Raw genomic sequence first — 22019 nt, 5'->3', positions numbered from 1 at the left:
CGTGAAAAAGACCGGTGCGCTGATTATCGGCGCGATTGCCGCGCTCGTCCTGGCGATCGGCGCGATCTGGTTCGCCTCCGGCTGGTGGGGCGGCGCGGATGTGGAGGAGGATACGAATTTCATCGTCCCCTCCGGTGCGACGCTGACCTCGGTCGCGAACAAGCTGGAGGACGAGGGGCTTATCGGTTCTGCCGACGGCTTCCTGCTGCGCGCGAAAATTCTCGGCTCGGGCGATCCGATCAAGGCGGGCGAATTCCTGCTGCCGTCGGGCGCCAGCCCTGCGCGCATTCTCGACACGTTCCAGCACGGCGAGGTGATCCGACGTTTCGTCACCATTCCCGAAGGCTTGCCCTCGATCATGGTCTACGAGCGGCTCATGGCGGAAGACCTGCTGACCGGCGAGATCCCGGTACCTGCAGAAGGATCGGTCCTGCCCGACACTTATGATTTCGAGCGTGGCGAAAGCCGGGGCGAGGTGCTTGCGCGGATGCAGGCGGCGATGAAGAACTACCTCGCCGAAGCCTGGCCCAAGCGCGGCGACGACATCGCGGTCGACAGCATCGAGGAAGCGGTAATCCTTGCCTCGATCGTCGAGAAGGAAACCGGCGTCGCACGTGAACGCAGGATGGTGGCCGGCCTCTATTCCAATCGCGTCAAAGACGGCATGCTGCTGCAGGCGGACCCGACGATCATCTATCCGATCACTAAGGGCAAGCCGCTCGGCCGCCGCATCCGCCAGTCGGAAATCGCGGCGATCAACGACTACAATACCTACACCATGGTCGGCCTGCCCAAGGGGCCGATCACCAATCCGGGCCGCGAATCCATCGCGGCGGTACTGAACCCGGCGGATACGACGGCGCGCTACATGGTGGCGGACGGAACCGGCGGCCATGCTTTTGCCGAGACGCTCGACGAGCATAATGCCAATGTCGCGAAGTGGTTCGAGATCCGCCGCCAGCGCGGTGAGATGTGAGCGAGGGCGACGCATCGCTCATCCTGACGGCGCAGCTGCCCGATGACATGCATGCGCGCTACACCGCGCTGCGCGACGCGCATTTCCCGCCCGAGCGCAACTACCTCGAAGCGCATGTGACGCTGTTCCACGCGCTGCCGGGAATGTGCGAGGGCGAGGTGGTCACGGTGTGCGAGCGCATGGCGCGCGACTTTGCGCCGGTGCCTGGTAAAGTGGTGGGGCTCATGTCATTGGGGCGGGGGACGGCGATCAAGCTCGAAAGCCTGGCCATGCTGCGCCTGCGCGACCTGCTCGCCGACGGTTTTCATGGCCTCCTGACCCAACAGGACCAGCACCGCCCGCGCCTGCACGTGACCATCCAGAACAAGGTCAGCGGCAAGGAAGCCAAGGCCTTGCAAGCGCAGCTCGACGGGACGATCCTGCCGCGCAATTTCACCTTTCCCGGCCTCTCCCTCTTCCACTATCGCGGCGGTCCGTGGGAGCATGTGAAGACCTTCGCTTTCCGCGGCAAAGACACTGCGTAGATCCACCGCGAAAGAAAATTGCGTAGCCGCGAATTGCGCGGTTGACCCCATGCTCCCTGCGCCGTAAATGCGCCGCCTGCCGCGCGGGCCGAAAGCCCCGGCATGCCTCCCAAGGCAGACTTGGTGCGGCGGAGTAGCTCAGGTGGTTAGAGCAGCGGAATCATAATCCGCGTGTCGGGGGTTCGAGTCCCTCCTCCGCTACCATCTTATGAAAGCGCTAAGTGGAAAACACTTCGGGCTACGCGGGCGCTTCTGTTCGCGATGGCGAAAAATGCGGATCGCGCCCCTTCACATTGCGCGCGGCTCGGCTATAGGGGCGCTCGCCTGCTGGGGTGTAGCCAAGCGGTAAGGCACCGGTTTTTGGTACCGGCATGCGCAGGTTCGAATCCTGCCACCCCAGCCAGTTTTTCCCCGCGACGCCAGCTCAGGATCGAACCTGCTCGCGAAGCGAGGGGCAGGTTCGGAAGCGGAGCGCGACACGCGCGGAGCTGGCCGGAGGTCGATCCCGCCTCCAGCCGTGAGCTCCGAGCTAGAGTTTCTTGCCCTCGAAATCGGCGACTGAGTGCCGCTCGAGCAGCTGGGTATCCTCGTCGCCCCAAGCCTTGTTGACGATCCGTCCGCGTTTCACGGCGGGGCGCGCGGCGATCTGCTTCGCCCAGCGCTCGACGTTCGTGTATTCGTCGATCGAAAGGAATTTGCGCGCCTCGTTGTAGATGGTGCCTTCGACGAAGGGGATCATCCACGGCGCGGCTGCGATGTCAGCGATGGTGTAATTGTCGGCGCCGAGATATTCCGACCGCGCCAAACGCTGATCGGCTACATCGAACAGACGCTTGGTTTCCATGGCGTAGCGGTTGATCGGATATTCGAACTTCTCGGGCGCATAGGCGTAGAAGTGGCCGAATCCGCCACCGATGAACGGTGCGCTGCCGATTTGCCAGAACAGCCAGCTAAGCACCTCGGCGCGGTTATGATCCGTTGGCACGAAAGCGCCGAACTTCTCTGCGAGGTGCAGCAGGATCGCGCCGCTTTCGAACACGCGGACTGGGCGGTCGCTGCTGCGGTCGAGCAGGGCGGGGATCTTGCTGTTGGGATTTACCTCGACAAAGCCGCTGGTGAACTGTTGCGCTTCGCTGATATTGATCGTCCAGGCGTCGTATTCCGCGTCGGAGTGTCCCGCTTCGAGGAGCTCCTCGAACATCACCGTCGCCTTCACGCCATTGGGCGTTGCGAGGGAGTAGAGCTGGAAGTCGTGCTCGCCGACGGGAAGGTCCTTTTCCTCGCGCGCGCCGGCAGTCGGGCGGTTGATATTGGCGAAGCGGCCGCCGTTCTCGGCATCGTGGGTCCAGACTTCGGGCGGGGTATAGGTCGCATCGGCCATTCGTGGTCTCCTCTTGCACGTGGGCTAGTCTGCCAATCCATTCGTCGCAAGGTGGGGAACCGTGACAGCCCACCCACGGTTTATCGCTACGCCATGACGAAGCTCATCTATGTCGACGACGATTTGCCCGGCATCACCCGCAAGGGTGCGGGGAAGGGATGGGCCTATTACGATCCGAAAGGCCGGCTCATTACCGATCGGGGGGAGAAGCAACGGCTCAACGCGATCGCCTTGCCGCCGGCCTATGTCGACGAATGGTTCTGCCCCGCGCCCAATGGCCATATCCTCGCCACCGGGATCGATGCGAAAGGCCGCAAGCAATATCGCTATCACCCCGATTTCCGCGCCGAGCGCGAGGGCGAAAAGTTCGACCGCTGCATCGAGTTCGGCAGCCTTCTGCCCTTGGTGCGCAAGAAGGTCGAGGAGGATTTGAAAGGAAGCAAGCTGACGCGAGAACGGGCGACGGCCAGTGTCATCCGCCTGCTTGACCTCGGCGCGGTTCGTGTCGGCAACACGGGCTATGCGGAGCGCAACAAGAGCTACGGCGCGACGACCTTGCGGCGCAAGCATGCCGAGGTGACCGGAAAGACGCTCAAACTGCGGTACAAGGGCAAGTCCGGCAAGATGCGCGAAGTCACGCTGACCGACGGCAGCCTCGCCCGGGCGGTGCGCAAGATGCAGGACCTACCCGGCCAGAACGTCTTCAAATATATCGACGAAGATGGCGAGGTGCAGACCGTCGATTCAGGCGACGTGAACGAATACCTCGAAGCCTGCATGGGCGAGCGCTTTACAGCAAAGAATTTCCGCACCTGGCACGCCAGCGTGATGGGATTAGAGTGCCTCCGCGCGGGCGAGGGCCGGATGCCGATGAAGGCGCTGCTCGACTGTGTGGCTGGGCAGCTAGGCAACACACCTGCGGTGACGCGCAAGAGCTATATCCACCCGGCTGTCATCGACCTTGTCGATCGGCAAGAGGAATGGAGGCAAGGCCTGCGGCTGCCGCGTGCAACGCGATGGCTGACCCGTGAGGAACGTGGCCTAATCGAGCTGTTGCAGGAAAGTCCCAGCGCGGCTGAATTGCTCGCTGCCGCCTGATTGTGCGCAAGACGAGTCGACAGGTTGCAATAATCTCAATATAAGAGCGGAGCCGATGCCTCGGGGTGTTTCGGCTTTCCGAACCGCAACGTGCTTACGGAATTAGCTTCCCCGATGGGAGAGACGGGGTGCAGCGTCTCGCGGAATTCGATGTCAGTCGACAATTCATCACTGGTCGCGGGAAGCTCGCGGCGCAGCTGACGTTCGGTGCTATTTGTGCAGCGGCGATGATTGGGCTGCGGTCGCTCTATGATATGTGGGCGCCGGAGTCCGGGCCGTTCGCGCTGATTTATCCGACAGTGTTGCTGGCGACCTTCTATGGTCACTGGCGGGCGGGGCTGGTGGCTTTCATCGTCACCTTCTTTTGGGCGTGGTATTTCGTATTGCCGGGGCAGTCGTCCTTCCTCCTGACGAATCCTACCGATCCGGCGCGCGTGCTGCTCAACGCCGTTTGCTGCCTGATCGTCATCGTTTTTGCCGAAGCGTTTCGCCGAGCCGCGCAAAGTACCATGAAGGAAATTCGCGAACGCGCGGATAAACGGCTGACGCTGCTTGCAGAGCTCGAGCATCGCACCAAGAACAACTTCGCGCTCGTGGCCAGCCTGCTCGAAATCCAGAAACGGCAGATGCCCGATCCCGCCCTGCATGGCGCGTTGGAAGATGCCGTCGGCCGCGTGCGGACCTTCGCCGATGCCTATTCAACTTTGACGATGGACCACGAAGAAGGCGGCGATGTCGCGATGAAGCCCTACCTCGATGTCCTGCTGGACCGGATCGAGCGCGCTGCACTGACCGACAATATCCATGTATATCGCGAAATAGAACCGATGAGGCTGCCGAGCGAAACGGCAGTGGCGATCGGCCTCTACCTTAACGAGGCCATCTCGAACTGTGCGAAATACGCGTTCCCCGAAGGTCGGCTCGGCAAGATCGGTGTGTTTCTGCAATCGGTCGATGGTGGCTGGCGACTGACTATCGAGGACGACGGGGTCGGCGAGGAGGCAATCAAGCTCAATCCCGGTGGCTTGGGCAACAACCTGATGCTTGCCTTCGCACATCAAGCCGGAGCGACGCATTCGGCGGGCCCGGTGTTGAACGGGTTTCGCAACGAGATGCGAATGAAAGAACAGGAACCGGTCTGATCTGGCAAGGTTGGGTAGTAGCTGCGTTTAGACACACAGCCCGACTTGTTTCAGAGGGAAAGCGGCTATGGCCGAGACGATCGACCCCATACTTCCTGAGGAAATTTCTACTTTAGCCGAGCACGTCCTCGAGTTGGCCAAGACGAAGGGTCTGCGGCTCGCATCGGCGGAAAGCTGCACCGGCGGGCTGTTGGCAGCTGTGTTGACCGATGTCAGCGGTTTATCGCACGTTTTCGAACGAGCTTTCGTCACCTATTCGGATGAAGCAAAATGTGAGATGCTCGATTGCGACAGCAGCGAGATCGAAAATTGTGGTGCAGTCAGCCGGGAAGTCGCAATTGCCATGGCGCAGGGCGCACTGCAAAAATCCGAAGCGGATGTCGTCGTATCGATTACCGGTTTTGCCGGGCCGGCCGGGCCTACGGACGAAGAGGGGCTTGTTCATTTCGCATGTCTGCTCAAAGGAGAAGCCTCGGAGCACTGCGAACGGCATTTTGGGGAAATCGGGCGGGACGGCGTCCGGCTTGCAGCACTTGAAGTGGCGCTCATGATGATGAAGAACGCACTTCTCAAATGACCGGCGATCTCCATCCTTTCTTCGACAGGCATACGCATGGGTTTGTCCGGCTAGCGACTGCAACGCCGAAAGTGCGGACAGCCGACGTAGCTTACAATGCGCAAGGTATCGTGGAGCAGGCAAAAAAAGCAGATGAGCTGCATGTCGACCTGCTGCTTTATCCGGAGCTTTGCCTTTCCTCCTACGCGATCGACGATCTTCACCTGCAGACGGCGCTACTGGAATCGGTAGAACTCCACCTTGAGCAAATCCGTGATGCTTCAAGGGATTTGTCGCCCGTTCTCGTAATCGGCGCTCCTCTGCGGCATAAGGGTCGAATCTACAATTGTGCGATCGTGATCGCGCGGGGCAAGATACTCGGGGTAATTCCGAAGAGCTATCTTCCCAACTATCGTGAATTCTACGAGAAACGATGGTTTGCTCACGGCCGCAGCATCCAAGGGTTGGAAATTTGCGTCGGAGACAAGCAGGTCCCCTTTGGAACGGACATCCTGTTCTCGGCAGAAAACCTTGAAGGTTTCGTATTCGGCATAGAGATTTGCGAGGATTTTTGGGCACCGCAGCCACCTGGCGTCCTGGCCGCGCTCGCAGGGGCCACGATGATCTTGAACTTGTCGGCGTCGAACATCACGATCGGGAAATCGGACGAACGTCACTTACTGAGTCGTGCAAGCTCGTCTCGCTGCGTTTGCGCCTACGCTTATTCGGCAAGTGGACACGGAGAGAGTACCACCGACCTCGCTTGGGATGGTCAGGGAATGATTTACGAACTGGGCGATCTCCTGGCGGAAAGCGTTCGGTTCGATCTCGAGCCCGAACTATGCATTGCCGACATCGATACGGGGCGGATTCTCAACGACCGCATGCGGATGCAGACCTTCAATGATGCAGCCGAAGCAGCGGGACGACCAGAGGACTTCTACCGCACGGTCCTATTTACGCACCAATATGAGCCGGACGGTGCCGATCTTATCCGCCCGATCCGCCGCTTCCCTTTCGTGCCCAACCGCGCGCACAAGCTGGACGAGGATTGCTACGAGGCCTTCAACATCCAGGTCGATGCGCTGATGCGCCGCATACAGGCGACCGGTGCGAAATCGCTGGTGATCGGCATTTCGGGCGGGCTCGACAGCACGCATGCCTTGCTGGTGGCGGCCAAGGCGATGGATCGACTCGGGCGCTCACGCAGCGACATTCGCGGCTACACCATGCCCGGCTTTGCGACGTCGGACGACACCAAGTCGAACGCATGGAAGCTCATGAAAGCGTTCGAGATCACCGCGGAAGAAATCGATATCAAGCCCGCCGCGCGGCAGATGCTCGAAGACATCGGCCACCCCTTTGCCGATGGCGAGCCGCATTACGATGTGACGTTCGAGAACGTGCAGGCCGGGCTGCGTACCGACTACCTCTTCCGCTTGGCGGGCCATCATTCGGGGTTCGTGATTGGCACGGGCGATCTGTCGGAACTGGCGCTCGGCTGGTGCACCTATGGTGTGGGCGATCAGATGAGCCACTACGCCGTCAACGCAGGCGTTCCCAAGACGCTGATCCAGTACCTGATCCGCTGGACCACAACGACCAGCCAGTTCGACGAGCAATGCGACGACGTGCTGCTCGCCATTCTCGATACCGAGATCAGCCCGGAGCTTGTGCCTGCGGGTGAGGACGGCGCGATCCAGTCCACCCAGTCGATCATCGGGCCCTACGAGTTGAACGACTTCTTCCTCCACCACATTGTCCGCTGGGGACAGAGCCCGAGCCATGTCGCGTTCCTTGCATGGCATGCGTGGAAGGATGCGAAGGAAGGCCTGTGGCCGATAGATTTTCCCGAAAATCGGAAGAACGAATACGACCTCGCCACGATCGCGAAGTGGCTCGAGAATTTCCTGAAGCGCTTCTTCGAATTCAGCCAGTTCAAGCGCAGCGCCTTGCCCAATGGCCCGAAGGTCAGCGCAGGCGGGGCGCTCTCCCCGCGTGGCGACTGGCGGGCACCCAGCGATGCGGTGGCCGATGTCTGGCTCGACGACCTCAAAAGAAACGTGCCGGGAAGCTGATAGAACTTCCCGGCACGTCGCTGGCGCGTAAGGGAGGGGAGGGTCGGAGGATTACGCGGCCAGCCGTTCGACTTCCTGATGGGCCTCGGCAATTTTCTCTTCGCCGCCTTCGCCCATGATGCCGTCCGCTGCGACTATCCGCACATCGGTCATGCCGAGGAAGCCGAGGAAGAACTTCAACCAGGGCGACATGAAATCGATATCGCTGCCGATCGCCGTTCCGCCGGTCGCTGCCGTGATATAAACCGTCTTGCCGGTTAGCAGGCCTTCCGGTCCGTTCTGCGTGTAGCGGAAGGTTCGTCCGGCGCGCGCGACGAGATCGGCCCAGGCCTTCAGCGTGGCGGGAATCGTGAAGTTGTAGACCGGTACGCTGAAGACGATCGTATCGGCTGCCTCGAGTTCGTCGATCAGCTCGTCGGCGATCTTCGCTAGACCATGCTGCGTCTCCGAACGGTCGGCGTAGGGCGCAAGGTTGGCCGCATGCCGTTCGGCATCGATGAAGGGTAGGTCGTTCTTGGCGAGGTCGCGCGTGACGACGTTCTTGCCAGCGAGCTTTTCGACCAGTCTGTTGCCGAGGCTGGTCGAAACGCTGTCATCGCCGCGGATGCTGCTGGTGATGTGGAGGATATTCGTCATGGCTCTACTCCTGCTCAGGCCGCATCGACGAGGACGAGTTCGCTGTCCTCGAGGGCGGTAATGGTGATGCTGTCTTCCTTGGTAATGGCGATGCCATCGCGGGCCTGCGCTTCGATGTCGCCCACGCGAATGCTGCCGGTGGCGGGCACGAGGTAGAGGTGACGGTCGGCAGTACGCGGCGTGTATGTCACGCTTTCGCCCACCTTCACGGTCGCGCCGAGCACGCGGGCATCGGTGCGGATGGGGAGGGCATCATCGTCATTGGCGACGCCGCTGGCGAGGGGCACGAACTGTCCGGCGCGGTCGCCTTTGGGAAACTGTCGCGCACCCCAGCCCGGATCGCCGCCGCGCTCTTCCGGGATGATCCAGATCTGGAACAGCGTGGTTTCTTCGTCTTCCAGGTTGAATTCCGAATGCGCGACGCCGCGCCCGGCGCTCATCACCTGGACATCGCCCGCTTCGGTGCGGCCTTCGTTGCCCATGCTGTCGCGATGGGTGATGGCGCCTGTGCGGACATAGGTGATGATTTCCATGTCGTTGTGGGGATGGGTAGGGAAGCCGCTCTTCGGCGCGATCTTGTCGTCGTTCCAGACGCGCAGCGCGCCCCAATTAACGCGCGAAGGATCGTGGTAACCGGCGAAGGAGAAGTGGTGGTTCGCGTCCAGCCAGCCATGATTGGCCTTGCCGAGACTGTCGAAGGGACGGTGTTCGATCATTTGCCTGCTCCTGTGAGGGAAGGTGTCGTTGGACTAGCAGATAGGCCTTGCTGCTTGTTCCGATAACTGCGATAAAACGCGGCAAGATGTTCAGGAAATCAGAACAGTGAAGCTGGGCGAGCCTAGCCTCGATCAGTTGCGCATCTTCCTCGCGGTGGCCGAGGAAGGAAGTTTCGGCGCAGCCGCGCGCAAGATGGGGCGGGCGGTATCGGCCGTCAGCTACGGGATCTCGCAGATGGAGGCGCAGCTCGGCGTGTCGCTGTTCGAGCGCGAGGGATCGCGCCGCCCGGTGCTGACCGAGGCGGGTAAGGGCCTGCTGGTGGAAGCCAAGGCGGTGGCCGATGGCATCGATACGCTCTTGGCGAAAACGCAGAGCCTCCACGCGGGCCTCGAGAGCGAGGTCTCGCTGGTCGTCGATGTGATGATGCCGGGCGAAGTTACGGCGACTGTCCTGCGTCGATTCCGGACGATGTTTCCGACCACCGCGCTGCGGCTACAAGTCGAAGCATTGGGAGCAGTGGCCGCATGTCTGCTGGACGGCAGCGCCGACCTTGCCATTGGCGGCCCTGTGCTGGCCGGCCACGAGGAGCTCGAACGGCAGGCTATCGGTCGGGTCGAGTTGGTGCCGGTCGCCGCGCCGGATCATCCCTTGGCGCGATCAGGTGTGAAGCCAGGCGAAAGTCGCAAGCACTTGCAGCTTGTCCTGTCCGATCGATCGCCACTGACCGAAGGGCGGGAGTTCTCCGTCCTGTCTCCGCAAAGCTGGCGGCTGGCCGATCTCGGCGCGAAGCATGCCCTGCTGAAGGAAGGGATCGGCTGGGGCAACATGCCGCGACACACTATCGCTGCCGATTTAGTGGAAGGGCGATTGTGTGAGCTCGATCTGCCTGAAAAGCCAGGCGCCGATTACACGCTCAGCGCCTTGTGGCGGCGCGATGCCCGGCCGAGGACGGCCGCCAGCTGGCTGATCGATGCGATGCGCGATGCCTTGAAGGAATGCGCTGACTGATCAGCGATCGGCGCGCAGCCATTGCAGCGCTTCGGGTTTCGTGTCGAAGAACTCGACAATCACATCCGGCGCGACACGCTTGTACTGCATGCGCATCAGCACCGGGGCACCGTAGATCGCGGTCCGGTTAAGGCCGAATTGCTTGGCGGTGCGAAGATAGTCGCCGATTTTTTCCGCAGTCTCGCGATCCTGGGGCACGGCAGTGGTGAAATCGCCGAGCGAATAGATCGCCTTGCGCTGCTTGACCAAGGGCAGGCAGGCCTCGTTGAGGCAGGCGAACAACTCGTCGATCGATTGCACGTCCCACAAACCGCCACAGCGGTAATGCAGTTCGTCATGCGCCTCGTCGAGTTGGGCGGTTACGATACGGTCGGTCGTGCTCATCGCCATTGCATAGCCCATGGACCTTGAAGGAGCGTAAACTGCGCGTGGCACGCGCCTTACAGCCGCATCACCCAGCCGTTCGTATCAGCGACGCGGCCCTTCTGGATGCCGACCAGTTTCTCGCGGACCTTGGTGGTCATTTGCCCGGTGCCGCCGCTGCCGATGGTGAATTCGCCATCCGGGCCAAGGACCGTGCCGACCGGAGTGACGACGGCAGCCGTTCCGCAAGCCATCGTCTCGAGCAGCTTGCCCCTAGTGGCATCGGCGCGCCATTGGTCGATGCTGTAAGGTTCCTCGCGTACCTGCAGGCCCTCTTCGCGCAGCAACTGGATGAGGCTGTCGCGGGTGATGCCAGGCAGGATCGTGCCGGTCAGGGGTGGGGTAACCACCGTGCCGTCGTCAAACACGAAGAACAGGTTCATGCCGCCCAGTTCCTCGATCCATTTCTTCTCGACCGCATCGAGGAAGACGACCTGGTCGCAGCCGTTTTCGATGCCCTCGGCCTGCGGGACGAGGCTGGCGGCGTAGTTTCCGCCGGTCTTCGCGGCGCCGGTCCCGCCGGGGGCGGCGCGCGTATAGTTGCGGCTGACCCAGATTTTCACCGGCTTGGCGCCGCCCTTGAAATATGGGCCGACGGGGCTGGCAATCAGGATATATTTGTACTGCCGGGCCGGACGTACGCCGAGAAAGGCTTCGGAGGCGAACATGAAGGGGCGCAGGTAGAGCGAGCCGTCGGGGTCGCTCGGCACCCAGTCGCGGTCCGCCCCGACCAGTTGCCGGATCGATTCGAGGAACAGCTCTTCCGGCAGCTCGGGCATCGCCATGCGCCGCGCGCTTTCGTTGAAGCGGCGGGCATTCTGTTCGGGGCGGAACAGGGCGAGGCCATCGTCCGGTTGCTTGTATGCTTTCATGCCTTCGAAGATTTCCTGCGCGTAATGCAGGACGGCCGCTGCCGGATTTAGACTGATCGGCTCGCGCGGGCCGAGCGTCGCCTTGTGCCAGCCGCCCTGATCGGCATCGTAATCGATCACGACCATGTGGTCGGTGAAGAGCTTGCCGAAGCCTGGGTCCTGCAACGCCTGCTGGCGCGTCTCGCCGGGGACGGGGGCGGGGTGGGGGAGGTGCTCGAAATCCATGCCTGCGCGCGTAAGGCCAGCGGGGATTTTTCGCAAGATTTGGGAGAGAGTGTTTGAGATTGGTGCGGTCAGGATATCGGTCCTGACCTTGCGGCGGCACCGGCACACTCCGGATTCTTGTCGCGTGCGGAAACCGCTTCCGCGCTTTCCGTGCGGCACCAGCCCACTCCCCCACCCGGCCACCCACGGCACTATACTGATTGGGTGGCCGGGTGGGGGAGTGGGCTGGTGCCGCAAGCTATCGACGGATGTCGATAGCGCACCCAAAAAAGAATTCGCACCAGAAAAAATGAGAAGGCCAGCCTCGCCCTAAGGAGAGACTGGCCTTCGCATGGTCAGCGGCCGGAAGCGCCGCTCACGTAGCCTTACTCGGCAGGAATGTTACCGAATATGCTCCGTAGGGATCTTCACCGACCTCGCTACTGAACCATGAGACATCGGATCACCTCCTTTCAAGCTTGTGAGCTAGATCCCCGTTTCACCGGGGGCCAAGACCGCGCTACCCGCTGATCTTGATTGCCAATTTGTTGCGCCGCGGCGCGCAATTCAAGGCTTGAAAAAAAGTTTTCCCACGTCAGAATTGGTTTTTGTGGCCCGGCAAATTTGCGCGGGCCTTTTTGCTATCTGCGACAGTCCTCGATCACGCGCGTCACCTCCGCCCAGGCAGGGAGATAGAGCGAGGGCGCGCCTTGTACCTCGACGGCGAAGCGGCCTCGCGTCAAAGCCATCGCGTCCAGAAGGGGGTCGCGCGGTTGCAGGTCTGTGAAGGCGAACGCGGGTTCGCCGCCTGCAGAAACTGGCGAGAGTGGTAATGTCCGCGACGCGGTTTCGGTGCGTATGGCCATGACGCGAGCGCCTGGTCGGGGCAGTTGAGTCGAGAGCCGCACGGCATTCCCGTTGCATTCCATGATAAACAGGGGAGTGCTCGGCGCGACCGGACCACCTTGGCTATCACGTTCGACGAAAGCTGCCTGGTTCCCGCTGAAGCGCCAGGTGCCCGCCGTCTGCGGGCGATCGATCCAGTTCGCCTCCACTGGCGGTGGCGGCAGCGGGGTCGCGCTCGGCGTGGGAGTCGCAGGTGGCGTAGCTGTCGCAGCCTGCTCGGGAGCTGGCGTCGAGTCCGGTGCCGGCACGCAGGCGGCGATGGTGAAACTCAGCGCGAGCGCGCCTGCGGCGTGGGCATAGATCGGTTTCATATAGCCTCAATGCCCGCTACGCGCTTTCTTTCCGATGCCGAGAAAGAAACGCCTCGATCAGATGCTGGTGGACCGCGGGCTGGTCGAAAGCCGGACCCGCGCGCAGGCGCTGGTAATGGCGGGGCTGGTATTCTCCGGCGAGCAGAAGCTTGCCAAGCCGGGCCAGCAACTGGCGGAGGACGCGCCGCTCGATGTGCGAGGACGCGATCATCCTTGGGTGAGCCGCGGCGGCATCAAGCTCGCCCATGCGATCGAACATTTCGGGCTGAACCCAAGCGGCGCAACGGCCATGGATATCGGCAGCTCGACCGGGGGCTTCACCGACGTGTTGTTGCAGGGCGGGGCGGAGCATGTCTTCGCGGTCGATTCCGGCACCAACCAGCTCGCCTGGAAACTGCGGCAGGACCCGCGCGTCACCGTGCTAGAGCAAACGAGCGCGCGCATCCTGACGCCCGATATGATCGACCGTCCGGTCGGCTGGGTGGTCTGCGATGCGAGCTTCATCGGCCTCGCCAAGGTATTGGAACGTCCGCTCGAACTGGCCGAGCGCGAATGCCGCCTCGTCGCGCTGATCAAGCCGCAATTCGAGGTCGGACGCGAAGAAGTCGGCAAGAAAGGCGTGGTCAGCGATCCCGCCCTGCATAGCCGGGTCTGCGACGAAGTGCGCGACTGGGCCGAGGGCCTCGGCTTCGCGGTTCAGGGCATCGTCGAGAGCCCGATCACCGGGCCGGAGGGCAATGTCGAATTCCTGATAAGTGCGCTCCGACATTGACGCTGCGGCTCGCTCGGCTCTAGGCGCTTGTCCGAGAGATTTTACGGAGAGAGCATGTCCGCCAATATCGCCGAAATGGAACGTCGCCGCGAAGCTGCCGAGCTGGGCGGCGGGCAGAAACGCATCGATGCGCAGCACGCCAAGGGCAAGCTGACCGCGCGCGAACGGCTCGATGTGCTGCTGGACGAGGGCAGCTTCGAAGAGCTCGACCGATATGTCGAGCACGACTGCGTCGATTTCGGCATGGAGGACCAGAAGATCCCCGGCGACGGGGTGGTTACCGGGTCGGGCACCATCAACGGTCGTCTGGTCTACGTTTTCTCTCAGGATTTCACCGTCTTCGGCGGCTCTCTTTCCAAGCGACACGCAGAGAAAATCTGTAAGGTGATGGACACCGCGATGAAGGTCGGTGCGCCGGTGATCGGCCTCAACGATAGCGGTGGCGCGCGCATCCAGGAGGGCGTGGCCTCGCTCGGCGGCTATGCCGAGGTGTTCCAGCGAAACGTGCTGGCGAGCGGTGTGGTGCCGCAGATCAGCCTGATCATGGGACCATGCGCGGGCGGGGCGGTCTACAGCCCCGCGATGACCGACTTCATTTTCATGGTCGAGGACAGCAGCTACATGTTCGTCACCGGCCCCGACGTGGTGAAGACGGTGACCAACGAGGTCGTCACCCAAGAGGAACTGGGCGGGGCGAAGACTCATACGACCAAGACCTCGGTCGCGGACAATGCGTTCGAGAACGACATCGAAACCCTGCTCGCGACGCGCAATTTTGTCGATTACCTCCCGCTGTCGAACCGCGAGGACGTGCCCGAGCGCCCGACCGCCGACGCCTGGGACCGCGAGGAGCCGAGCCTCGACACGCTGATCCCCGACAATGCCAACCAGCCTTATGACATGCACGAAGTCATCCGGAAGACGCTGGACGAGGGCGATTTCTTCGAGATTCAGCCGAACCATGCGGCCAATATCATCTGCGGCTTCGGCCGGGTGGAGGGGCGCACGGTGGGCGTGGTGGCGAACCAGCCCATGGTGCTTGCCGGCGTGCTGGACATCGCATCGTCCAAGAAAGCCGCGCGTTTCGTGCGCTTCTGCGACGCTTTCGAAATCCCGATCCTGACTTTCGTCGACGTGCCCGGCTTCCTCCCCGGCACCGCGCAGGAGCATAACGGTATCATCAAGCACGGCGCGAAGCTGCTGTTCGCCTATGCCGAGGCGACCGTGCCCAAGATCACCGTGATCACCCGGAAGGCCTATGGCGGTGCCTACGACGTGATGGCCTCCAAGCATTTGCGCGGCGACCTCAACTACGCCTGGCCCACCGCCGAGATCGCCGTGATGGGCGCGAAAGGCGCGGTGGAGATCATCTTCCGCCAGGATCGCGACGACCCGGACAAGATCGCCGAGAAAACCAGGGAATACGAAGACCGCTTCGCCAACCCCTTCGTGGCAGCCTCGCGCGGCTATATCGACGAGGTGATCTACCCGCACTCCACGCGGCGGAGGATCGCGCTGGGGCTAAGGAAGCTGCGGACGAAACAGCTCGAGAACCCGTGGAAGAAGCACGATAATATTCCTCTCTAGACACCCCTCATTGCTGGCCAGATGGAAGTATCGCGGTAGTCTACACGTTAAGGTTCACGGCTAGACTCGGTCTGTTCTCCACGATAGCTTTCCTCCCGTAATCAGGAGGAGGCATTTCGATGAAGAAGAACTTGCTGGCAGCCTCGGCGCTTGCCGCTTCGACTATGATGACCGGCGTCGGCCATGCCGAACATCACGCACTGTCCGAATACGAACTGATCGACCGGAGCGAATTGTTCGGCAATCCGGTCGCCAGCCAGGGGCGCATCAGCCCGGATGGCCAGTGGGTCAGCTGGATCGCGCCCGACGATGGCGTGATGAACGTCTGGGTCGCGCCGGCCTCCGATCCCTCCAACGGCAAGGTCGTCACCGACGATCGCCATCGCGGGATTTCCAACCATCTCTGGTCGGTCGACAGCAAGTACGTCCTCTTCGTGAAGGACAATGACGGGGACGAGAACTTCCATGTCTATGCCACCGACCCGCGCACCGGCGAAACGCGCGACCTGACGCCGCTGGACGACGGCATTCGCGCGCAGCTGATGGGCGCCAGCCGCGACCGCCCCGGCGTGATCCTGGTCGGCACGAACGAGCGCAACCCGCAGCTGACCGATCTCTACGAATACGATATCGAGACCGGCGAGCGGACGCTGATCGCCGAGAATCCCGGCTATGCGTCCTTCATCACCGACAATACCTACAAGCCGCGCATGGCGATGATCCCGCAGCCCGATGGCGGAATGCAGGCGGTCTATCTCAACGAGGACCTGACGCCGGGCGAGGTGTTCGCGGACATTCCCAGCGAGGACATGCTGAACACCAACATCGTCCAGTTCTCGCGCGACAACAACACGGTTTACATGATCGACAGCCGCGACCGGAACCTCGCGGCAGGCGTCGCGGTCGATCTCACGACCGGAGAACGGCGCGTGATCGTCGAGCCGGAACAGGCCGATCTCAGCAACATCATGGTCGACAACGATACTTACGAGCCGATTGCTTATTCGACCAATTACCTGAAGAGCGAGTGGACCGCGCTGACCGAAGAGGCGCAGGCCGAGCTCGACTTCCTCGATGCCAATCTGGAGGGCGAATTCTCGGTCACCTCGCGCTCGCAGGACGACAACACCTGGATCGTCTACGACGGCTCGGCACAGGCACCCGGTCAGTATTATGTCTACGACCGCACCGCCGACACGCTGACGCCGTGGTTCGCCACGCGGCCCGATCTCGCCGATGCGCCGCTGCAGCCTATGCATCCGCTGGAGCTGACGTCGCGCGACGGCAAGACGCTGGTGTCATACCTCACCCTGCCGCCGGGCAGCGATGCCGATGGCGACGGGCGGCCGGACGAAGCGGTGCCGATGCTGCTGTGGGTTCACGGCGGGCCCTGGGCGCGCGATGGCTATGGCTACAATACGATCCACCAGTGGATGGCGAATCGCGGCTATGCCGTGCTCAGCGTGAATTACCGCGGCTCGACCGGGTTCGGGAAGGAGTTCACCAATGCCGCGGTCGGCGAATTTGCCGGCAAGATGCATGACGACCTGATCGACGCGGTCGACTGGGCCGTGGGCGAGGGCATCGCGCAGGAAGACAAGGTTGCCATCGGTGGCGGCAGCTACGGCGGCTACGCCACGCTGATCGGCGTTACCTTCACGCCGGACAAATTCGCCTGCGGTGTGGACATAGTCGGCCCGTCCAGCCTCGTCACGCTGATCGAGAGCTTTCCCGAATACTGGAAGCCGTTCCTGGCCGGGACGTGGTATCGCTACGTCGGCGACCCGACCGATCCCGCGGCGCGCGAGGACCTGCTGGCCCGCTCCGCCATCAGCCGGATCGACGATATCAAGGTGCCGCTGCTGGTCGGGCAGGGCGGTAACGACCCGCGCGTGACCAAGCCGGAGGCCGACAATCTCGTCGCGGCCATGCAGGCGAAGAACCTGCCGGTGACCTACATCAACTATCCCGACGAAGGGCACGGCTTCCAGAAGCCGGAGAACCGCCAGAGCTTTTTCGCCGCGATGGAAGGCTTCCTCGGCACCTGCCTCGGCGGGCGTGTGCAGCCGATCGGCGACAGCTTCGAAGGCAGCTCGGCGGAAATCCTCGCAGGCGCCGAATATGTAGAAGGGCTTGGGGATATTTCCACCGGCGAATGATTTCGCGCGGCTAGGCATTGCATTGAGTGGCGCGGTTCCGTTAGCGGGATCGCGCCATTCGTTTTTGCAGGAGCAGGCGCATGAAACTCGGCCGTCTCAACCACATCGGCGTCGCCACGCCATCGATCGAGGAATCGATCGCCTATTACCGCGACGTGATGGGCGCGACGAAGATCCGCGAGCCGTTCGATCTGGAAGAGCAGGGCGTGAAGGTCTGCTTCGTCGATACGCCCGGCGATCCGACCGAGAGCGGCCCCAGCTTCGGCACGCAGATCGAGCTGATCGAGCCCTTGTCCGATGCCTCGCCCATCGCCGGTTTCCTCGCCAAGAACCCTGCAGGGGGCCAGCACCACCTGTGCTACGAAGTCGAGGATATCGAGGAAGCGCGCAGCTGGTTCGAGGAGAAGGGCAAGCGCATCCTCGGCCCAACGCGCATCGGCGCGCATGGCACCCCGATCTTCTTCCTCCACCCGAAGGACATGATGGGCCAGCTGACCGAGATCATGGAAACACCCAAGGGAACGACGCACTGGTCGAACTGAGCCGCGCGGGAGAGAGGACCACGATGTTATTCTACGACAGCCCAAACCCGGCACCCAACCCGCGGCGCGTGCGCATCTTTGCGGCAGAGAAGGGCATCGAACTGCCTGCCCGCGAAGTCTCCATTCCCAAGCGCGAGCAGAAGGCGCCGGACTATGTCGCCAAGAACCCGCGCGGGCAGACGCCGATCCTCGAGCTCGACGATGGCACGGTGATCGCCGAAAGCGTGGCGATCATGCGCTATCTCGAGGCGCTGCACCCCGATCCGCCGCTGTTCGGCACGACCCCGCTCGAAATCGCGGAGATAGAAATGTGGAGCCGCCGGGTCGAGATGATCGCGATGCCGCCGATCGCTGCGGTGTGGGTCCACACGCATCCGTTTACCGCTGCACTGCCCGGCCGCAATGCCGAGTGGGGCGAAGCCAACCGCCCGCGCGTCGCCGAGGCTTTCCGCTTCTTCGACCAGTCGCTGGCGGGCCGCGACTTTCTCGCCGGACCGGCCTATAGCGCGGCCGACATCCTCCTGCTGACGACAGCCGATTTCGCCGAGTTCGTCGGCTGCGGCATGCCAGAGGATTGCGAAAACCTGCGCGGCTGGCACGAGCGCGTGTCCGCCCGCCCGAGTGCAAAAGCCTGAGTGCAATCATGACCGACAAACCCACCTATGACGACTGGAAGCCTCTCGCCGACAAGGAGGTGAAGGGCCGCGACCTCACCTGGCACACCCCCGAGGGCATCGATGTGAAGCCGCTCTACACGAGCGAGGACACCGAGGGGCTCGATCCCGGCGTCCCCGGCATCGCGCCATTCACGCGCGGGCCCTATGCCTCGATGTACACAGGCCGGCCGTGGACGATCCGCCAGTATGCGGGCTTCTCGACCGCCGAGGAATCGAACGCCTTCTATCGCCGCAACCTCGCGGCAGGGCAAAAGGGCCTGAGCGTCGCTTTCGACCTTGCCACGCATCGCGGCTACGACAGTGACCATTCGCGCGTGGTCGGCGATGTCGGCAAGGCGGGCGTCGCGATCGATACCGTTCGCGACATGGAAATCCTGTTCGACCAGATCCCGCTCGACACCATGAGTGTGTCGATGACGATGAACGGCGCGGTGATCCCCGTACTCGCCTTCTACATCGTCGCGGCGGAGCGGCAGGGGGTGGGCCAGGGCAAGCTCGCCGGGACCATCCAGAACGACATTCTGAAGGAGTTCATGGTCCGCAACACCTATATCTACCCGCCCGAACCGAGCATGCGGATCGTCTCCGACATCATCGCATATACCTCGGCCAACATGCCGAAATTCAACAGCATTTCGATTTCGGGCTACCACATGCACGAGGCCGGGGCGACGGCGGTGCAGGAACTCGCGTTCACCATCGCCGACGGCAAGGAATACGCCAAGCGCGCGATGGAAGCGGGCCTCGATATCGATGCCTTCGCGCCGCGCCTGTCCTTCTTCTGGGGCATCGGCATGAACTTCTTCATGGAGATCGCTAAGATGCGCGCCGCGCGCCATCTGTGGCACGATGTCATGGAAGGGCTGGGCGCGCAGAACCCCAAGTCGAAGATGCTCCGTACGCACTGCCAGACCAGCGGCGTGAGTCTGCAGGAGCAGGACCCCTACAACAACGTCATCCGAACCACGGTGGAGGCGATGGCAGCGGTGCTGGGCGGCACGCAGTCGCTCCACACAAATGCGCTGGACGAAGCGATCGCGCTGCCGACCGACTTCTCCGCCCGCATCGCGCGCAATACGCAGCTGGTGATCCAGGAAGAGACTGGCATCACCAATGTCGCCGACCCGCTGGGCGGCAGCTATTACATCGAAAGTCTAACCGCAGCGCTGGTAGACGAAGCGAAACAGATGCTCGACGAGGTCGAGGCGGCGGGCGGCATGACCGAATATGTCGCCAGCGGTAAGCCGAAAGCGCAGATCGAGGAAGCGGCCGCCGCCAAGCAGGCCAGCGTCGATCGGGGCGAGACCGTGATCGTCGGCGTGAATAAATATCGCCGCGACAAGGAAGACGAGATCGACACGCTCGATATCGACAACCACGCCGTCCGCCAAAGCCAGATCGAGCGGCTCGAAAAGGTCCGGGCGGGCCGCGACGAGTTCGCCTGCAAGGCGGCGCTCGACGCGCTGGCTCGCGGCGCGGCGCAGCGTGAGGGCAATCTCCTCGCGCTGGCGGTAGAAGCAGCCCGCCACGACGCGACACTGGGCGAAATCAGCCAGGCGATGGAAGACGCCTATGGCCGCTACGACACCATGCCGAAGCCCGTGCGCGGCGTATATTCCGAGGCCTATTCGGACGATGACCGCTATGCGCAGGTGGTCGAAGGGGTGAAGGCGGTCGAGCGGCGACTGGGACGCGCGCCGAAGCTGATGGTCGCCAAGATGGGGCAGGACGGCCACGACCGCGGCGCCAATGTGATCGCCAGCGCCTTTGCCGACATGGGCTTCGAGGTCGTCTCCGGCCCGCTGTTCCAGACGCCGGCGGAAACCCGCGACATGGCGCTCGAACACGATGTCGACGCCATCGGCGCAAGCAGCCTCGCGGCGGGCCACAAGACGCTCATTCCCGAACTGATCGGCCTGCTCAAGGAAGCGGGCCGCAGCGACATCAAGGTGATCGCTGGCGGCGTGATCCCCCAGAAGGACTACGACTTCCTGCGCGATGCCGGGGTGCAGGGCATCTACGGCCCGGGCAGCAACGTGATCGAATGCGCCGCCGACGTGCTGCGCCTGCTCGGTCACAACATGCCGCCAGCGGGCGAGGATCTGGACGAGGCGGCGGAGTGAAGATAGGGGAACGCAATTGAATAAGAAGGCACTATTGCTGTTGAGCTTAATGGTGTGGGGCTCTGTGGCAGCAATCCTTTGGGGCATCCGGGTATCTTTCGCGAACGACTGTCAGCTTCACCACTCGGTGGGGCCAGCACTCGAGCACTGCGTCTCGCGCTCCGGCTGGCTGGTGGTTGGGCTGGCTGCATTCCTGTTCATCGTAGAAGCCGTGCGGACCTTTATCGCTTGGAAAGTAATCTCGAATGACTGAAATCCGCACTGACTGGACCCGCGAGGAAATCGCGGACCTCTTCGATCTTCCCTTTACCGAGCTGCTGTTCCGCGCGGCCACGGTCCACCGCGAGTTCCATTCGCCCGAGCAAATCCAGCTCTGCACGCTGCTGTCGATCAAGACTGGCGGGTGCCCGGAGGATTGCGGCTATTGCTCGCAGTCGGTGAAGGCCGACAGCGAGGTCGAGGCGACCAAGCTGATGGAGGTGCAATCGGTCCTCCAGCGCGCGGCGCAGGCGAAGGATGCAGGCTCCCAGCGCTTCTGCATGGGCGCGGCGTGGCGCAACCCTAAGGACCGCGACATGCCCGCCATCGTCGAGATCGTGAAGGGCGTGCGCGCGATGGGGCTGGAGACCTGCATGACGCTGGGCATGCTGACGCCGAAACAGGCGGACATGCTGAAGGAAGCGGGCCTCGATTACTACAATCACAATGTCGACACCGGGCCGGAATATTACGAGCGCGTGATCTCGACCCGCAACTACCAGGACCGGCTCGATACGCTGCAGAACGTGCGCGATGCGGGCATCAACGTGTGCAGCGGCGGGATCGTGGGCATGGGCGAAACGCGCGAGGATCGGGTGGGCTTCGTCCACACGCTCGCCACGCTGGAGCGGCATCCCGAGAGCGTGCCGGTGAACGCGCTGGTCCCGGTCAAGGGCACGGTGCTGGGCGATATGCTGGCCGACACGCCGCTCGCCAAGATCGACGATATCGAATTTGTCCGCACTGTTGCCGTGGCGCGGATCACGATGTCGATGAGCATGGTGCGCCTCTCCGCAGGCCGCGAGTCGATGTCCGAAGCCACACAGGCGCTGTGTTTCATGGCGGGAGCGAACTCGATCTTCACCGGCGACAAGCTGCTGACTGCACCCAATGCGGGCGACGACAGCGACAGCGCGCTGCTGGCGAAGCTCGGCATGACGGCGCTGCAGCAGGAGGAGCCGATGCGTGCGTGCAAGATGGCGGAGCGCGAGCCGGCGGAGTGACACTACTCACCGTCATTGCGAGCGGCGAAGCCGCGCGGCAATCCATCTCCCGAGCTGTCCGCCGT

General features: G+C 62.6%; 21 protein-coding genes and 2 tRNA genes. 17 read left to right on the top strand and 6 right to left on the bottom strand.

The window, feature by feature from the left end; all coding sequences use genetic code 11:
• The first annotated feature begins 1 nt into the window (after position 1).
• The 4 genes from mltG (at position 2) to P8R33_RS00720 (ending at position 1903) form a co-directional block, all read left to right on the top strand.
• Entirely contained in the window at positions 2-976 is a 975-nt protein-coding gene (gene mltG, locus P8R33_RS00735) for an endolytic transglycosylase MltG (RefSeq protein ID WP_278327080.1), read from the top strand.
• Positions 973-1500 carry a 2'-5' RNA ligase family protein gene (locus P8R33_RS00730; RefSeq protein WP_278327079.1) on the top strand — a complete coding sequence of 176 codons (528 nt, stop codon included), beginning with the start codon at positions 973-975 and terminating at the stop codon, positions 1498-1500. The genes mltG and P8R33_RS00730 overlap by 4 nt, the downstream gene beginning before the upstream one ends.
• A 127-nt stretch (positions 1501-1627) precedes the next feature.
• Positions 1628-1704, top strand: a tRNA-Met gene (locus tag P8R33_RS00725).
• Between the two features lie 124 nt (positions 1705-1828).
• Positions 1829-1903: transfer RNA gene (locus tag P8R33_RS00720), tRNA-Gln, on the top strand.
• A gap of 126 nt (positions 1904-2029) precedes the next feature.
• Here P8R33_RS00720 and yghU read toward each other — a convergent pair.
• Positions 2030-2881, bottom strand: coding sequence for a glutathione-dependent disulfide-bond oxidoreductase (gene yghU / locus P8R33_RS00715; protein WP_278327078.1), 852 nt, complete (start codon positions 2879-2881; stop codon positions 2030-2032).
• 93 nt (positions 2882-2974) lie between these two features.
• Between yghU and P8R33_RS00710 the strand changes: the two genes are divergently transcribed.
• The 4 genes from P8R33_RS00710 (at position 2975) to P8R33_RS00695 (ending at position 7755) form a co-directional block, all read left to right on the top strand.
• The gene (locus P8R33_RS00710; RefSeq protein WP_278327077.1) at positions 2975-3979 is read left to right on the top strand and encodes a DNA topoisomerase IB; all 1005 of its coding nucleotides are present in this window, start codon (positions 2975-2977) and stop codon (positions 3977-3979) included.
• Between the two features lie 128 nt (positions 3980-4107).
• Positions 4108-5121: a sensor histidine kinase gene (locus tag P8R33_RS00705; RefSeq protein ID WP_278327076.1), complete on the top strand. Its 1014-nt coding sequence runs from the start codon at positions 4108-4110 to the stop codon at positions 5119-5121.
• Positions 5122-5188: 67 nt separating this feature from the next.
• On the top strand, positions 5189-5698 hold the full coding sequence (locus P8R33_RS00700; protein WP_278327075.1) for a CinA family protein: 510 nt from the start codon (positions 5189-5191) through the stop codon (positions 5696-5698).
• A complete protein-coding gene (locus P8R33_RS00695; protein ID WP_278327074.1) occupies positions 5695-7755 on the top strand; it encodes an NAD(+) synthase in 2061 nt (686 codons plus the stop codon). The genes P8R33_RS00700 and P8R33_RS00695 overlap by 4 nt, the downstream gene beginning before the upstream one ends.
• A 51-nt stretch (positions 7756-7806) precedes the next feature.
• Here P8R33_RS00695 and P8R33_RS00690 read toward each other — a convergent pair whose 3' ends face one another.
• Together P8R33_RS00690 and P8R33_RS00685 are read right to left on the bottom strand one after the other, a co-directional pair.
• Positions 7807-8391: an FMN-dependent NADH-azoreductase gene (locus tag P8R33_RS00690; protein WP_278327073.1), complete on the bottom strand. Its 585-nt coding sequence runs from the start codon at positions 8389-8391 to the stop codon at positions 7807-7809.
• A gap of 14 nt (positions 8392-8405) precedes the next feature.
• Positions 8406-9107 (bottom strand): pirin family protein, encoded by a 702-nt coding sequence (locus tag P8R33_RS00685; protein ID WP_278327072.1) that lies wholly within the window; start codon positions 9105-9107, stop codon positions 8406-8408.
• Between the two features lie 106 nt (positions 9108-9213).
• Here P8R33_RS00685 and P8R33_RS00680 point away from each other — a divergent pair, with 106 nt between their 5' ends.
• On the top strand, positions 9214-10116 hold the full coding sequence (locus P8R33_RS00680; protein ID WP_278327071.1) for a LysR family transcriptional regulator: 903 nt from the start codon (positions 9214-9216) through the stop codon (positions 10114-10116).
• On the opposite strand, the gene P8R33_RS00675 is transcribed toward P8R33_RS00680, so the two are convergent.
• The 3 genes from P8R33_RS00675 to P8R33_RS00665 form a co-directional block, all read right to left on the bottom strand.
• Positions 10117-10500 carry a hypothetical protein gene (locus P8R33_RS00675; protein ID WP_278327070.1) on the bottom strand — a complete coding sequence of 128 codons (384 nt, stop codon included), beginning with the start codon at positions 10498-10500 and terminating at the stop codon, positions 10117-10119.
• Between the two features lie 56 nt (positions 10501-10556).
• Positions 10557-11636 (bottom strand): branched-chain amino acid aminotransferase, encoded by a 1080-nt coding sequence (locus tag P8R33_RS00670; RefSeq protein WP_278327069.1) that lies wholly within the window; start codon positions 11634-11636, stop codon positions 10557-10559.
• A gap of 620 nt (positions 11637-12256) precedes the next feature.
• Positions 12257-12832 (bottom strand): hypothetical protein, encoded by a 576-nt coding sequence (locus P8R33_RS00665; RefSeq protein ID WP_278327068.1) that lies wholly within the window; start codon positions 12830-12832, stop codon positions 12257-12259.
• A 34-nt stretch (positions 12833-12866) separates the two neighbouring features.
• Here P8R33_RS00665 and P8R33_RS00660 point away from each other — a divergent pair, with 34 nt between their 5' ends.
• The 8 genes from P8R33_RS00660 to bioB all read left to right on the top strand — a co-directional run bounded on the left by P8R33_RS00660 (position 12867) and on the right by bioB (position 21954).
• Entirely contained in the window at positions 12867-13604 is a 738-nt protein-coding gene (locus P8R33_RS00660; RefSeq protein ID WP_278327067.1) for a TlyA family RNA methyltransferase, read from the top strand.
• 54 nt (positions 13605-13658) lie between these two features.
• Complete coding sequence (locus P8R33_RS00655) at positions 13659-15191, top strand: acyl-CoA carboxylase subunit beta (protein WP_278327066.1); 1533 nt, start codon at positions 13659-13661, stop codon at positions 15189-15191.
• A gap of 119 nt (positions 15192-15310) precedes the next feature.
• The gene (locus P8R33_RS00650; RefSeq protein WP_278327065.1) at positions 15311-17350 is read left to right on the top strand and encodes a S9 family peptidase; all 2040 of its coding nucleotides are present in this window, start codon (positions 15311-15313) and stop codon (positions 17348-17350) included.
• Positions 17351-17430: 80 nt separating this feature from the next.
• The gene (mce, locus tag P8R33_RS00645) at positions 17431-17892 is read left to right on the top strand and encodes a methylmalonyl-CoA epimerase (protein ID WP_278327064.1); all 462 of its coding nucleotides are present in this window, start codon (positions 17431-17433) and stop codon (positions 17890-17892) included.
• Positions 17893-17915: 23 nt separating this feature from the next.
• On the top strand, positions 17916-18527 hold the full coding sequence (locus tag P8R33_RS00640; protein ID WP_278327063.1) for a glutathione S-transferase family protein: 612 nt from the start codon (positions 17916-17918) through the stop codon (positions 18525-18527).
• An 8-nt stretch (positions 18528-18535) separates the two neighbouring features.
• Entirely contained in the window at positions 18536-20692 is a 2157-nt protein-coding gene (scpA, locus tag P8R33_RS00635) for a methylmalonyl-CoA mutase (RefSeq protein ID WP_278327062.1), read from the top strand.
• Between the two features lie 16 nt (positions 20693-20708).
• Positions 20709-20945, top strand: coding sequence for a hypothetical protein (locus P8R33_RS00630; protein ID WP_278327061.1), 237 nt, complete (start codon positions 20709-20711; stop codon positions 20943-20945).
• Positions 20938-21954, top strand: coding sequence for a biotin synthase BioB (gene bioB, locus P8R33_RS00625; protein WP_278327060.1), 1017 nt, complete (start codon positions 20938-20940; stop codon positions 21952-21954). The genes P8R33_RS00630 and bioB overlap by 8 nt, the downstream gene beginning before the upstream one ends.
• Positions 21955-22019 lie beyond the last annotated feature (65 nt).

Source organism: Qipengyuania flavescens, from assembly GCF_029688735.1.
Taxonomy (GTDB): domain Bacteria; phylum Pseudomonadota; class Alphaproteobacteria; order Sphingomonadales; family Sphingomonadaceae; genus Qipengyuania.
This window is presented reverse-complemented; position numbering and strand designations above follow the sequence as displayed.